This is a genomic window from Streptomyces sp., from assembly GCF_035563135.1.
In the GTDB taxonomy this organism is placed as follows: Bacteria; Actinomycetota; Actinomycetes; order Streptomycetales; family Streptomycetaceae; genus Streptomyces.
In genome coordinates, this window is record NZ_DATMVN010000098.1 from 42,057 (window position 1) to 54,261 (window position 12,205).

Here is a 12,205-nt window from a genome sequence, read left to right on the forward strand (position 1 = left end):
GGCCGGTTCGGGCAAGTCGACGTGGGCCGCCACCTAGCCCCACACGCAGGTCCTGGAGCTCGACAGGTTCAGGGCCCTGGTCAGCGATGACTTCTCTGTCAAGTTGAGCGTGTTGAAGTACGGAGAACACCCGACGGGTACAGCGGCCTTCGCCCGCGGCGGCCGTATCAGTCCTGCAGGGCTTGCAGGGTGGCGTGGAGGTCGGTGGTGCGGGGCTGGTTGTGGGGAAGTTTAGCGAGGGCGGCGGCCATGCCGCAGGTGTTGGTGGCGGCGGAGAAGATCAGGCCGGTGCCGATGGTTGCGGAGAGCCAGCGGGCGGGGCGCCAGCGGGTGCCCGCGGCGAGGCCGAGGATGACGAGGGATCCGGCGGCGAGGCGGACCTGGCGTTCCATGGGCCAGACGGATCGGGCGTTGTCGGGGCGGTGGAGGGTGCGGCCTTCGCTGGCCCAGGCGGTGGTGCCGCCGGTGAGGGTGGTGGCGGGGATGTCGGCCGCAGCAAGTTCGGTGCAGGCGGTGGTGGAGCGGTTGCCGGAGGCGCAGACCATGAGGAGGGTGCCACGGGCGGCTGCGGCCTTGAGGGCGGGCAGGGCGGTATGGAGGTGGTCGAGGGGGATGTTGTGGGCCCCGGGGAGGTGGCCGGAGGCGTATTCGCCGGGGGTGCGTACGTCGATGACGGTGTAGTCGTCGAGGCGTGCGGCGGCCTGGGCGGGGATGAGGGGGGTGGGGGTGGTCATGTGCGGGGTGGTCCTTCCGTGGTTCGGGGAGCGGTTGACCGCATCCCGTATGATACCCCTAGGGGTATTTATGGAGGTGGATGGTGGAGCTTCAGATGGCGGCCGACGAGCTGAAGTCGGTGCTGAACCGGCTGCGGCGGGCTCAGGGCCAGATCGCGGGGATCATCAAGATGATCGAGGAGGGCCGGGACTGCGAGGATGTGATTACGCAGCTCGCGGCGGTCTCCCGTGCGCTGGACCGGGCTGGATTCGCGATCATTGCGACCGGGCTGCAGCACTGCATGGCCGAGGGCGGCCAGTCGGCCGGTGACCGCGATGAGATGCGGGCCCGACTGGAGAAGCTGTTCCTGTCCTTGGCCTGACGGTCGCGGTGGCTGTGGTGTTCATACGATCACGTCGATCAGCATGAACACGGCCACCGCCAGGAGCACCCCGGCGAAGACCTTTTGCAGGCTGTTGCCGGAGACCTTGGTGCTGAGGCGTTTGCCGTCCCAGGCGCCGAGGATCGCCGCTCCGGTGAACGGCCCGATCAGCGCCCAGTCGAGGCCGCCGCCGGTCCCGGTGCGGGCGGTCAGGGCGGCGAGCGAGTTGACGGTGATGACGAGCAGGCTGGTGCCTACCGCGCGTCGAATGGTCAGGCCGAGCACGCTCACCAGGGCCGGGACGGCGAGGAAGCCGCCGCCGACGCCGAGGAAGCCGGTTACCGCGCCGAGCCCGGCGCCTACCCCGGTCGCCTTACTGTGCCGGATCCGCTCCGGCGGCTTGGAGGAGGAGGGGCGGAACATCCGTACGGCCGCCAGTGCCGCGATCATCGAGAACGCGATGGTCAGTACCGCTTCGGGCGCGCTGCCGGCGGCTGCCCCCGCGAGGTAGGCGGGGATGATGCCGGCGGCGGCGAACAGTGATCCGGTCTTCCAGGCGACGTAGCCGTCGCGTGCGTGGGCGTACAGGGCGGTGGCGGAGGTGGCGGCCACGATGATCAGGCTGGCGGTGGTGGCCGCGGACGGGCTGAAGCCGAGCAGGTAGATCAGCGCGGGTACGGCCAGGACGCTGCCGCCGCCGCCCAGGGCTCCGAGGGCGAGGCCGACGACGGCCCCGGCGATGAGGGCGAGAACGAGTGCGGTCACGCTATCTGGCCGTTGTTCCCGCGTTCGTCGAGGACCGGGTGTCCGGCGGCGGCCCACGCGTTCATGCCGCCCTTGACGTCGACCGCCTGCACTCCGCGCTCGGTGAGGAGTTTCGCGGCCTGCTGGGAGCGGTGTCCGCTGCGGCAGATCACCACCAGCGACCGGCCGGAGGCTTCGGGCGGCAGGTCGGCTCCGGCCACGAGTTTCGACAGGGGTGCGTGGACGGCGCCGGGGGCGTGGCCCGCGTTCCATTCGGGCTTCTCGCGGACATCGAGGAGGATCGCGTCCGGGGTGTCGCCGCTGGTGCGGTCGCGGGCCTGGTCCACGCTGACGCGGGGCTGGCTGCGGCGGAAGAGGAACATCGTGTTCTCCCCTTTCCTTCTCGTGCGGTGGGCTGGATCAGCCGGTAGTCAGGGGCAGGCAGGCGTCGGTGGCGGCGTCAAAGCCGTCGTCGACGGCGACGACGTCGCGGCCGGTGGCGTCCAGCAGGGACGCGGCGATCGCGGCGCGCATGCCGCCGGCGCAGTGCACCCACACCGTCCCGGGCGGTACCTCATCGAGGCGGCCGTGGAGCTCGTGGATGGGGATGTGCACCGAACCCTCGATCCAGCCGGCCTCGCGCTCGGAGTCGCGGCGCACGTCCAGGATCACCACATCAGCGCTGCCGTGTGCGGTGAGTCCGGCGAAGGTGGAGCGGGGGAAGGAGGCCGGGGCCTGTCCGGCGGGCAGCCAGGCGGCGGGGGTGCCGGTGGCGGCGGCGGCCGGGCGATCAATGCCCACCCGCACCAGTTCGCGCTGGGCTTCGGCGAGTTGCTCGGCGGACTCGGCGAGCAGGGTGACCGGCTTGCCCCACGGGATCATCCAGGCGAGGTAGGTGCCGAGCTTGCCGTCGGCCTCGAAGTTGAACGACCCGGCCACGTGTCCTTCGGCGAACGCAACGCGGTTGCGCAGGTCGACGACCCACTCGCCGGCCGCGAGGCGGGCGGCGATCTCGTGGGCGTCCGCGAGGGCGGGCGGGGTCAGGTCGAGCGGTTCGGGGCCGCCGGCGTTGGCCGGGCCCATGTGCGTGTAATAGGCGGGCACGTCCTCCAGACCGGCCAGCAGGTCCGCGACGAAGCTGTCCACGTCGACGGTCAGCGCGGTGTTCGCGCTCTTCTCCTTGCCGATGGTGCTCTCCTCCCCCTCGGACTGGGCCGAGGAGCAGAAGCTCCCGAAGCCGTGGGTGGGCAGCACCGCCGTCTCGTCGGGAAGATCAGAGGCCAGGCGGCGGGCGGAGGCATGTTGGGCACGGGCCAGCTGCTCGGTCAGCCGCGGCTCAACCAGGTCCGGCCGACCCACCGTGCCGATCAGCAGCGAGCCCCCGGTGAAGACGACCACCGGCCGCCCCGCCTCGTGCAGGGCGTAGGAGGTGTGGTGCGGGGTGTGGCCCGGCGTCGCGATCGCCGTCAGCGTTATCCCGCTGCCGGGGTCGATCTCCACGCTGTCGCCGTCTGCCACGGGAACTCGGGTGAAGGTGACGTTCGCGCCGACCGGTACGAGGTACTGGGCGCCGGTGATCCGGGCGAGTTCGAGTCCGCCGGTGACGTAGTCGTTGTGGATGTGGGTCTCCACCACATGTGAGATCCGCACACCTCGCCGGGCGGCCGCGGCCAGGACCTGGTCGACGTCGCGCGGCGGGTCCACCGCCACTGCGGCGCTCTCACCGCCGGCCAGGTAGCTGCGGTTGCCGAGACTTTCCAGCTCGATGGTGTCAACGAAGAACACGCGGATACTCCTTTCGCCTGAAAATTACCCCGGGGGGTATCTGTTTCCACCGTAACACCAGTACCCCCGGGGGTATATTCCGGGTGGGGAGCCCCTACCGGGTCGGGTACTCGGTGGACTCCGTACGAGCGCACCAGACGAGAAGAACGGGGAACGGCCATGCCCTACAGCCGCGCCGTCCACGTGGGCGGTGACCTCGCACAGACCGTGACTGCCGTGCGCGAGGCACTGGCCGCACGGGGCTTCGGGATCCTCACCTAGATCGACGTGCAGGCCACCTTGAAGGAGAAGCTGGGCCACGAGATGGAGGACTATCTGATCCTCGGCGCCTGCAACCCACCCCTGGCCCACCGGGCGATCGAGGCGGACCGTTCCATCGGCCTGCTGCTGCCCTGCAAGTAGGCGCGGCCGCCATGGCACGGAGCTCTCCTGTGCCTGGGGTTCAGCTACTACGGAATGCCTGGGCGCCTCACGGTTCGGCGCTCCTCTATCGGCGTTCCGAGGAAGGTGTGCGGGGCGAGCCTTTCTGGGCGGTGATGATGACGATGGGGAGGAGAGCAAGGGCGAAGGCGGCGCCGGTGAGGGCGAGGAGGGGGTAGCTGGCTGCAGCGACGACGATCCCGGAGGTCATGCCGCCGGTGGCTCCGGCGATGGCGATGGCGACGTCGACCATGCCTTGCGTCTTGGCTCGCGTGGCCAGGGGGACGGCGTTGGTGATGATGGTGGTGCCGCTGACGAGGCCGAAGTTCCAGCCGATGCCGAGCAGGATGAGGGCGAGGGTGAGCAGGAGGACGGAGTCGGCGGGCGCGGCGGCGAGGATGCCGGCAGCCAGGAGGGTCAGGCCGGAGGCGGCGGCCGTCGCGCTGGGGCCGTAGCGGTCGGTGAGCGCTCCGGTCAGGGGTGAGGGCAGGTACATCGCGCCGACGTGCAGGGCTATGACGAGGCCGGAGGCGGCGGTGCTGTGGCCGTGGTCGTGCATGTGCACGGGGGTCATCGTCATGATCGCGACCATGACGAGCTGGCTGAGGACCATCACCAGTACTCCCAGCGGCAGGCTGGGGCGGCGGTGTGTGGCGGGATGCGGGATCTCGGGCGACGGTCCTGTGCCGGTCTGCTCTGGTGCCTGCGGCTCGGAGGGGAGGGTGCGGGCGAGCAGGAGGGGGTCGGGACGCAGCCAGATCAGCAGGGTCAGGGCGGCCAGGGCGAACGCGGCGCTGGAGATGAGGAACAGGCCGCTCAGTGGGGGCAGAGCGAGGGCGGCGGCGAGGTGTCCGGCGGGGGCGGTGAGGTTGGGGCCGACGACGCCGCCCAGGGTGGTGGCGACCAGGACGGTGGACAGAGCGCGGGCGCGGTGACGCGGGGCGGCGAGGTCGGCTCCGGCGTAGCGGGCCTGGAGGTTGGCGGCGGTGCCGGCGCCGTAGAGGAAGAGGGAGACGAACAGCAGGGCGGGGTTGTCGAGGGCGGCGGCGACGACGACTCCGGCACCGCCGATTGCGCCTGCGAGGTAGCCGGCGGCCAGGCCCGGGCGGCGCCCGCGGGTCTGTGAGATGCGGCCGATGGTGACGGCGGCGAGGGCGGAGCCTGCGGTGAGCAGGGCGCTGGGCAGTCCGGCCAGGGTGGTGGAGTGGAGCATGTCCTGTGCCAGGAGGGCGGCAACGGTCACACCGGCCGCAAGTCCCACGCCGCTGAGGACCTGGGACGCGAGCAGGATGGTCAGGATGCGTTTTTGCGTCTCAGGTAGTGAGGGGCCAGGAGTGGCCGCTGGGGCGTCTGTCGACCCGTTGGGTGGCGTGGTCGCGGTGTGGTGCATGGTTTCTCCGTTACGAGCCCAATGGTTGTGGGCGTGGTGTTGCGCGCCTGCCGTGGCTGCCCGTCCGGCTGCGCGACAGGTGGCATGCGCGAACTGCCCGGGGGCCGTTTCAGCGAGCGGACGCGGGGACCGGCGTGGTCGGCAGGGTGTAGGCGTCGGCGATGAGTTCGGTCGAGTGCAGGAGCGCCTGAGGGGTGTGGCCCACGCTGGCGATCATGATCTCGTCGGGGCGGGCTGCCTCGTGCAGGCGGTTGAGGCGCGCGGTGACCTGGTCGGGTGTGCCGTGTAGGACGCTGTTGGTCCAGCGGTCGAGAACGTGTTGCTCGGAGGCGGTGTAGAGGTAGGAGGCGGCCTCGTCGGGTGTGGGCACGAGGTAGGACTTGCCGTGGAGCATGCGCATCATGCTGTGGGCGTAGCTGCGTGTCTGGCGCAGGGCCTCGTGCGCGTCGTCGGCGGCCATGACGGCGAAGCTGGCCAGTGCGTACGGTTCGGCGAGGACGGCTGAGGGGGTGAACCGGTCGCGGTAGAGCTGGAGTGCGGCGGCGACGTGATCGGGAGAGAAGTGCGCGGCGAAGGCGAAGGGCAGGCCCAGGCCGGCGGCGAGCTGGGCGGAGTATCCGGAGGATCCCAGCAGCCAGACCGAGGGACGGCCGGCCGTTTGCGAAAGACCGTTCTCCTTGTCCTGTCCCGGTCCGGGCACGGCGTAGACACGCTCACGGTAGGGGTGTTCTTCGGGGAAGTCGTCGTCGAGGAAGTGCAGCAGCTCGTCGACCTGCTGAGGGAAGTCGTCGTTGTCCGAGCCGCCGCGGCGCAGCGCGGCGGCGGTGGCCTGGTTGGTGCCCGGGGCGCGGCCCAGACCGAGGTCGATCCGGCCCGGGGCGAGGGCCTGGAGCAGGCCGTACTGCTCGGCGACGATCAGTGGGGGGTGGTTGGGCAGCATCACTCCGCCCGCCCCGAGCCGCAGCCGCGTGGTGTGGGCGGTCAGCCGGGCCAGCAGGACGGCGGGGCTGGAGGAGGAGACGCCGGGCATGGAGTGGTGTTCGGTCACCCAGTAGCGGGTGAAGCCGCGCTTCTCGGCGAGTTCAGCCAGTGCGATGCTGCCGGACAGGGCATCGGCGGCGCTGATGCCGCGGCCGGCCAGGGCGGTGTCGAGGACGGACAGCGGCGCGGGAGCGGATCCGCAGGCTGTGCCCTTGATCGGGTCGTTCACGGGGATTCCTTCTGCGGTGCGCCGGCCCGGCGCGAGTGGCCGGGCCGGGGGAAGGGGCCGCTGTGGTGTGCTCGTGACGCACCGCAGCGGCCAGGGCGTTCAAGGTCAGGCCAGTTCCACGCGGTCGATCAGACCGGCGGTGGTGAAGGCGGCCACAAGCTGCTCGCGGCCCTCGGTGAAGTGGGCCCAGCTGTCGAAGTGGACCGGCACGATCCGGCGGGCGCCCAGGATGCGGGTGGCTTCGGCGGCCTGAGCGCTGTCGAGTGTCAGTAGCGCGCGGTCCAGGACGGGAGTGCGGACCGCGCCGGCGAACAGCACAGCGGTGTCCACCGGGCCGAAACGGTCGGCGATCTCACGCACCAGGGCGAGCTGGGCGTTGTCACCGCTGACGTAGAGGGTGGGCAGGCCGTCACCGCTCAGGACGAAGCCGACGACCTCGCCGACGACCGGTTCGAGGTCCGCGCGTGCCCCGGGGCCGTGCAGGGCCGGGACGCCGGTGACGGTGACCGTGCCGCCACCGGGGCGGTCGAGCTCGATGGGCTCCCAGTCCTTCAGGGGGCGCGCGGTGCCGCCCAGCCGGCCCGCGCCACCGGGCGTGGTCAGGGTCAGGGGGACATCGGCGAGCAGGGTCCGGCCCGAGGCGTCGAGGTTGTCGTCGTGCTCGTCGTGCGACAGCAGCACCACATCGATACGGCCCAGATCGGCGGGCGCGGCGGAGGCGGGCGCGGTCTTGGCCAGCCCTGAGGGGTAGGTGCCGGGGGCGTCGAAGGTCGGGTCGGTCAGGAACCGCAGGCCGCCGTACTCGATGAGCGCGGTCGGACCGCCGAAGACACGGATAGGGACCTGCTCGCTGGACACGCCGGTTGCTGTCATGACGAAATCACCTCACGGATAGATTGCCTTACATCCGTGACCATAAGCGTTTGTCACGGATAGAAGCAAGCTGTAGCGTGAGGTGCGTGAGTGAGACTGATACCGCTGCCACCGTCGAAACTGTCGACCCCGGGCTGCCGCAGGCACCGGGCGCTGAGCACTACTCCGCGCTCGACCTCGCCAACAGCGCCATCGCCCTGCCGGGCGGCCAGTTCCTCGATGCGTTGGGCACGCCCTCCGGCGCCAACCAGTGGCTGGTCGACCACAGCCTGGCCCCCGCGGACGCCGGCATGCAGGAGATCTGCGCGGCACGCCTGCGCTCCCTGCGCGAACAGGTACGTGCCCTGCTCGCCGCCCAGATCGGCGGCCACCCGGCTCCCGCCACCGCATTGACCGCCGTCAACGACGCCCTCACCCGAGTCCCCACCGCCTCCCCCCTTGGCTGGGACCCGGTCCGCGGCATGCACCGCACCGCCCCGCACCCCATCGACCAGATCGTCGACCAGGCCCTCGGCATCCTCGCCGCCGACGCCGCCGACCTGCTCACCGGGCCCGACGCCGAACGGCTGACGGCCTGCCCCTCCACCCCCTGCAACCGCTACCTGCTGCGCGCGGGACGCCGCCACTGGTGCTCGGTCCGCTGCGGCGACCGCGCCCGCGCCGCCCGCGCCTACGCCCGCCGCACACAGACCACCGCCGACTGAGTCCGGCCACCCCCACCCCCACCCCCGCCCCGGCGCGGGTCCGATTTACCGGACCCGCGCCAGGGCGCGGCTTCGCACACCCTCAAGCCCCCGGCATGGACAGCGCACCCCGCCCACCATGCCGGCCATTCCCCACGATCAACGAAGGACCATCACCTCTCATGACGGCCACATTCACCCTGCTGACCACCGGCTACGACAGCCTCGACGCACGCAATGCGGACCGCGACGGCCGCGAGAAGCCGTGGCACGTCGCCTCGACCGTTTGCCTCCTGCGCGACGGCGACACGATCGTCGTCGTCGACCCCGGCATGGTCGAGGACCGCAAACTCATCCTCGACCCGCTCGCCGCCGCCGGAATCAGCCCCGAGCAGGTAACCGACGTGGTCTTCAGCCACCACCACCCCGACCACACCCTCAACGCTGCTCTCTTCCCCAACGCGCGCGCCCACGACGTCTGGGCCGCCTACCACAACCACCTCTGGTACGACCGTCCCGCCGACGGATACCAGCTCTCCCCCTCGATCCGCCTGATGGAGACGCCCGGCCACACCCCCCAGGACATCTCCACCGTCGCGGAAACCGCCGAAGGCACCGTCGTCCTCACCCACGCTTGGTGGAGCGTCCACGGCCCCGCCGAAGACCCCACCTCCGACGACCACGAGGGCCTGCACGCCTCCCGCCGTAAGATCCTCGCCCTCAAGCCCGCCCTGATCGTCCCCGGCCACGGAGACCCCTTCGTCCCCGACGAGAACACCCCCATCTGAACCACAGAGCCCGAAGATCGGCTTCGCCGTCGTCATCCGGTGCACGCTCGCGGTACGCCTGCTGTATCTGGCCCCGGCATCGGACGATCACTCCAGGCCAGGCTGTGTCATTTGCGATGCTGGTGTCGGGAGCATGCGGATCGTCGTGCCGGGTGGGCCCGGTTTACGGAGTTGCTGATTCTCCAGTTGTGCGAGGTGCAGGGCCCCGACGAGGGCTTCGACGTCGGCTTTCAGTTGCTGGATTTCGGCGGCGTCCGAGGCGCGTAGCTCCTTCAGTTTCGCGATCTGCTTGCGCAGTCGCTTCTCGCTGTCGGGGGCATCGCCGCGTGCGCGGATCTGTTCATAGAACTGGTTCTTGAGGTCGGTGTGGCGTTGAGTGAGGGCGTTTCGGGGGACTTCGGCCTCGACAGCGAGGGCGACGATGGTCAGGGCTCCGCTGGAGCGCTCCGGGCAGCCGGTGAGGATGCGGTGGCTGGCCGCGCGGATGCGATCGCGTTCATCAGGGGCGGGTGTCACGAGCCGGTCTCCTGGCGAAGGGTGATGTGGGTGCCCTCGTGTTCGGCTGCCGCGGACTTCAGGCGTGCTGCCTGACGGCGGAGACGGTCGGTGAGGGGGCCGGGGGCGGCTTCCGTGTCGGCTTGGTCTTCGAGAGCGGCTGCTCGGCGCGTGAGTTGGGCGGCGTGGGCATCGGTGCGGGCGATGTTCGTGCACGACGGGCGGCACCGGTCGAGGCTCGGACTGTCGGTGGTGTCCAGTCGGTGGCAGAGGGCTCGGTCTCGGTCGTAGACGCACATGACGAAGGCGTTCGGGTTGTCGTAGACAGCCAGCTGGGGGTTGTCGAGGATGTCCCGGGCCTGGCGACGGGTGCGGATGGCCCCGGCGAAGACCGGGGCCTGGCCGGCTGCCCGGATGGCGCGGCGTGCGGCCGGCCCGGAGATGCTCGCGCCTGCTTGGAGGTCTGAATGGAGGGCGGTGAGGGTGTCCGCGGTGGCTCGGGCGGTCTCGATGTCCAGGAGGTCGTGGATGCCGTCACGGCTGCGGGAGGCGTAGCCGGCGCTGACGGCGGTGCGCAGGTGGCCGTACTGGATCGCGAGGGCGACCAGCCCTCCGGGGCGCCGTGCGATGTGCCAGGCCAGAGTGCGGCGGAACCGGGCGAGGCCGAGGTCGCCGTGCGGATCGTCGGGGACGGTCTCGTGCGGGCGGCCGAGCCGAATAGCAAGGTCGGAGGCCCAGCGGGCGAAGTCCTCGATGCGGGTACGCAGTCCTTCGTAGCCGAGCGAGGTGGCCGTGGCCGCGCGGGTCCGCTGGAAGGTGTGGGCGGCGGAGTCGAAGAGCAGCCCCTGGTCGGGGACGAGCCTCTCCAGGACGCGGATCGCTGAGACCACGGTTGGGATGGCCACCCAGGGCACGTCGCGCGTCTGTCCGGCGGATTGGTGGTTGCCGTCCTCGTCGCTGGCGTGCTTGAAGACACGCCCATGGATCAGGTGGCGCCCGGAAGCCGGGGCGGGGCAGCATCCTGCGGTCAGGCCCAGGACTACTGGCGGGAGGGTGTTATTCCGACCGTGCACTATTCCCTCGACTGGTCCCAGGTTCCGTGCGGCTCAGTGAGTGGCGGGCCGTTCCCGCAGGTGTGAAGGTGAAGCCATCTTCGAACATGGGGTCGCCGACGCGGAACGCCCAGAGGATGGGCTCGGCGTGGACGCCGGCCGACGACGGGCCTTCACCCGCGGCAAAACTGTTCCAGAGGTGGAAGCAGAGAAGGCTGTCGTCTCGTCGGCCCGTCGCGTAGACGAGCGTCTTGGGATAATTGGGGTTATTCCCTCCGAAGATCACCGAAGGCGGGCCAAACGCCGTGGTGACGTCGCTAAGGAACCGGTCCTTTCGGCACCAGGTCTTGTTCGTGTGACGGATCTCGTCGTACTCGCTTGAGGTAAGAGTCCTGTCGAGTCTCAGCCATCCGAGGCGGTGCGCGCTCTCGGCATATACCGACGCCACAGCGCCCTCATGTGTATCGCCCCAGAGATTTTGGAAGGCTCCGCGCACTCCAGTGGAGAAGAACATTCTCCTTTGGAGCTCCTCCAGTTCCCCCTGCCATACCTGCTCAGCGGCGTGGGCGAACGCCACCGCGTCGAGGTAGAGCCTGATTGCCGTCTCGCCGCCATACATCCCTGGCCGACGCATCGCAGCGTTCAACTGCGCGAGTAGGTAATCGCGCACTTCTTGCACTGTGTGCCCACCATTGTCGCCGGTTGTGTCGGTCATCGTTTGTCCTCCTGTTGGTCTTCGATCCGTGCAGCGAGGTAGTCGGCCCAGTCGCGTCGGGCGTAGGCGACCCAGCGGAGCGCGGTGTGGCGGTGCACCCCGGTCACGTCGGCGAGGATTGGGCTGGGGAGATCAGCAGCGAGGGCAGCCAGCGCCGCGTTGCGGGCGGTGCGAACCGGGATGCCGTGGCGGCCCAGCTTCTGGGTCATGCCGTGCGTCGAGATCGGCTTGCCCGGGACCATGCCCGGGAAGAGCCACCGAGGCCCTGGGCGGACTCGCGAGAGCTGCGGCCGCAGCTGGGGCTGTTCGGCAAGTCGCCGAAGGAGCTCGGCGAGCCGTGGCGGCAGCAGGACGGGGTGGCGGCCCAGGACCAGGTGAGCGTGCTTGTCGTCGAACGTGAGGTGCTCGGGCGTCAGATGGCAGAGACGTTCGGTGGACGGGCCGAACAGCAGTGTGATCGCGCCGGCAGCTCGGACGTCCGTGGGCAGGGCATCGTCGGTCAGACAGCGTTGGAGGAGCGGCCATCGATCGTCCTCGTCGAGCAGGTCCTGGGGCTCCTGCCTCGGGAGGGAGGGGACTGTCAGTTCGCGGGTAAGCCGACGGCTCGTGGTCCATTTCAGGAAGTACCGGATCAGGTAGCGCCGTTGGCTGGTGGCTCCGGTGATCCAGTCGTCGATGTGCTCCTGGGCGAGGTCGGCGAGAGCCAGGTCGCGTTGGTCCATCCAGGCCAGGAAGTCCAGGGTGAAGTTCCCCCCGTCGTCGCGGCTCCCGCCGCCACCGGGGCCGAGGCCCGCATCGACGCCGACTGGGCGAAGCAGTCGATCACCTTCACCGCCGCCCCGGGACAGGTCAACGACCTCCACGTGGTCCCGATGGACCAGGGCGACGGGGTCCGGCTCATCGGCTTCCGCGACGCGGTGCCGCTCCAGCCTGGTGACCACTGCACGTACCTGC

Annotated in this window: 14 protein-coding genes and 2 pseudogenes; 5 read left to right on the forward strand and 11 right to left on the reverse strand. The window is 70.3% G+C overall.

What is annotated here, in order from left to right; all coding sequences use genetic code 11:
- Positions 1-167: 167 nt before the first annotated feature.
- The gene (locus VN520_RS04375) at positions 168-734 is read right to left on the reverse strand and encodes a rhodanese-like domain-containing protein (RefSeq protein WP_325745501.1); all 567 of its coding nucleotides are present in this window, start codon (positions 732-734) and stop codon (positions 168-170) included.
- A gap of 83 nt (positions 735-817) precedes the next feature.
- On the opposite strand from VN520_RS04375, the gene VN520_RS04380 reads away from it, so the two are divergent.
- The gene (locus VN520_RS04380; protein WP_325745517.1) at positions 818-1,096 is read left to right on the forward strand and encodes a metal-sensitive transcriptional regulator; all 279 of its coding nucleotides are present in this window, start codon (positions 818-820) and stop codon (positions 1,094-1,096) included.
- A gap of 21 nt (positions 1,097-1,117) precedes the next feature.
- Here the strand turns inward: VN520_RS04380 and VN520_RS04385 are convergent, their stop codons facing one another.
- The 3 genes from VN520_RS04385 to VN520_RS04395 are packed head-to-tail and all read right to left on the reverse strand — an operon-like array spanning position 1,118 to position 3,625.
- The gene (locus tag VN520_RS04385) at positions 1,118-1,861 is read right to left on the reverse strand and encodes a sulfite exporter TauE/SafE family protein (protein ID WP_325745502.1); all 744 of its coding nucleotides are present in this window, start codon (positions 1,859-1,861) and stop codon (positions 1,118-1,120) included.
- Complete coding sequence (locus tag VN520_RS04390) at positions 1,858-2,223, reverse strand: rhodanese-like domain-containing protein (protein ID WP_325745503.1); 366 nt, start codon at positions 2,221-2,223, stop codon at positions 1,858-1,860. Before VN520_RS04390 ends, VN520_RS04385 begins: the two co-directional genes overlap by 4 nt.
- Before the next feature lie 37 nt (positions 2,224-2,260).
- Positions 2,261-3,625: an MBL fold metallo-hydrolase gene (locus VN520_RS04395; RefSeq protein ID WP_325745504.1), complete on the reverse strand. Its 1,365-nt coding sequence runs from the start codon at positions 3,623-3,625 to the stop codon at positions 2,261-2,263.
- 159 nt (positions 3,626-3,784) lie between these two features.
- On the opposite strand from VN520_RS04395, the pseudogene VN520_RS04400 reads away from it, so the two are divergent.
- Positions 3,785-4,021, forward strand: a pseudogene (locus VN520_RS04400) (DUF302 domain-containing protein); the annotation flags it as partial.
- Positions 4,022-4,112: 91 nt separating this feature from the next.
- On the opposite strand, the gene VN520_RS04405 reads toward VN520_RS04400, so the two are convergent.
- From VN520_RS04405 to VN520_RS04415, 3 genes are all read right to left on the reverse strand, one after another.
- Entirely contained in the window at positions 4,113-5,435 is a 1,323-nt protein-coding gene (locus VN520_RS04405) for an MFS transporter (protein ID WP_325745505.1), read from the reverse strand.
- A 109-nt stretch (positions 5,436-5,544) separates the two neighbouring features.
- Complete coding sequence (locus tag VN520_RS04410) at positions 5,545-6,645, reverse strand: LLM class flavin-dependent oxidoreductase (RefSeq protein WP_325745506.1); 1,101 nt, start codon at positions 6,643-6,645, stop codon at positions 5,545-5,547.
- Between the two features lie 105 nt (positions 6,646-6,750).
- On the reverse strand, positions 6,751-7,518 hold the full coding sequence (locus tag VN520_RS04415) for an MBL fold metallo-hydrolase (RefSeq protein ID WP_325745507.1): 768 nt from the start codon (positions 7,516-7,518) through the stop codon (positions 6,751-6,753).
- Between the two features lie 86 nt (positions 7,519-7,604).
- On the opposite strand from VN520_RS04415, the gene VN520_RS04420 reads away from it, so the two are divergent.
- Both VN520_RS04420 and VN520_RS04425 read left to right on the forward strand, forming a co-directional pair.
- Positions 7,605-8,222: a CGNR zinc finger domain-containing protein gene (locus tag VN520_RS04420; RefSeq protein ID WP_325745508.1), complete on the forward strand. Its 618-nt coding sequence runs from the start codon at positions 7,605-7,607 to the stop codon at positions 8,220-8,222.
- A 161-nt stretch (positions 8,223-8,383) separates the two neighbouring features.
- Positions 8,384-8,989, forward strand: a complete 606-nt coding sequence (locus VN520_RS04425) for an MBL fold metallo-hydrolase (protein WP_325745509.1) — start codon at positions 8,384-8,386, stop codon at positions 8,987-8,989.
- Between the two features lie 87 nt (positions 8,990-9,076).
- On the opposite strand, the gene VN520_RS04430 is transcribed toward VN520_RS04425, so the two are convergent.
- The 4 genes from VN520_RS04430 to VN520_RS04445 all read right to left on the reverse strand — a co-directional run bounded on the left by VN520_RS04430 (position 9,077) and on the right by VN520_RS04445 (position 11,973).
- Positions 9,077-9,505 carry a hypothetical protein gene (locus VN520_RS04430; RefSeq protein ID WP_325745510.1) on the reverse strand — a complete coding sequence of 143 codons (429 nt, stop codon included), beginning with the start codon at positions 9,503-9,505 and terminating at the stop codon, positions 9,077-9,079.
- Positions 9,502-10,374 (reverse strand): hypothetical protein, encoded by an 873-nt coding sequence (locus VN520_RS04435; protein WP_325745511.1) that lies wholly within the window; start codon positions 10,372-10,374, stop codon positions 9,502-9,504. The genes VN520_RS04430 and VN520_RS04435 overlap by 4 nt, the downstream gene beginning before the upstream one ends.
- Before the next feature lie 166 nt (positions 10,375-10,540).
- Complete coding sequence (locus VN520_RS04440) at positions 10,541-11,251, reverse strand: hypothetical protein (RefSeq protein WP_325745512.1); 711 nt, start codon at positions 11,249-11,251, stop codon at positions 10,541-10,543.
- Entirely contained in the window at positions 11,248-11,973 is a 726-nt protein-coding gene (locus tag VN520_RS04445) for a hypothetical protein (protein WP_325745513.1), read from the reverse strand. Before VN520_RS04445 ends, VN520_RS04440 begins: the two co-directional genes overlap by 4 nt.
- Here VN520_RS04445 and VN520_RS04450 point away from each other — a divergent pair.
- A pseudogene (locus VN520_RS04450) lies at positions 11,965-12,205 on the forward strand (hypothetical protein); the annotation flags it as partial. The gene VN520_RS04445 and the pseudogene VN520_RS04450 sit on opposite strands and share 9 nt — an antisense overlap.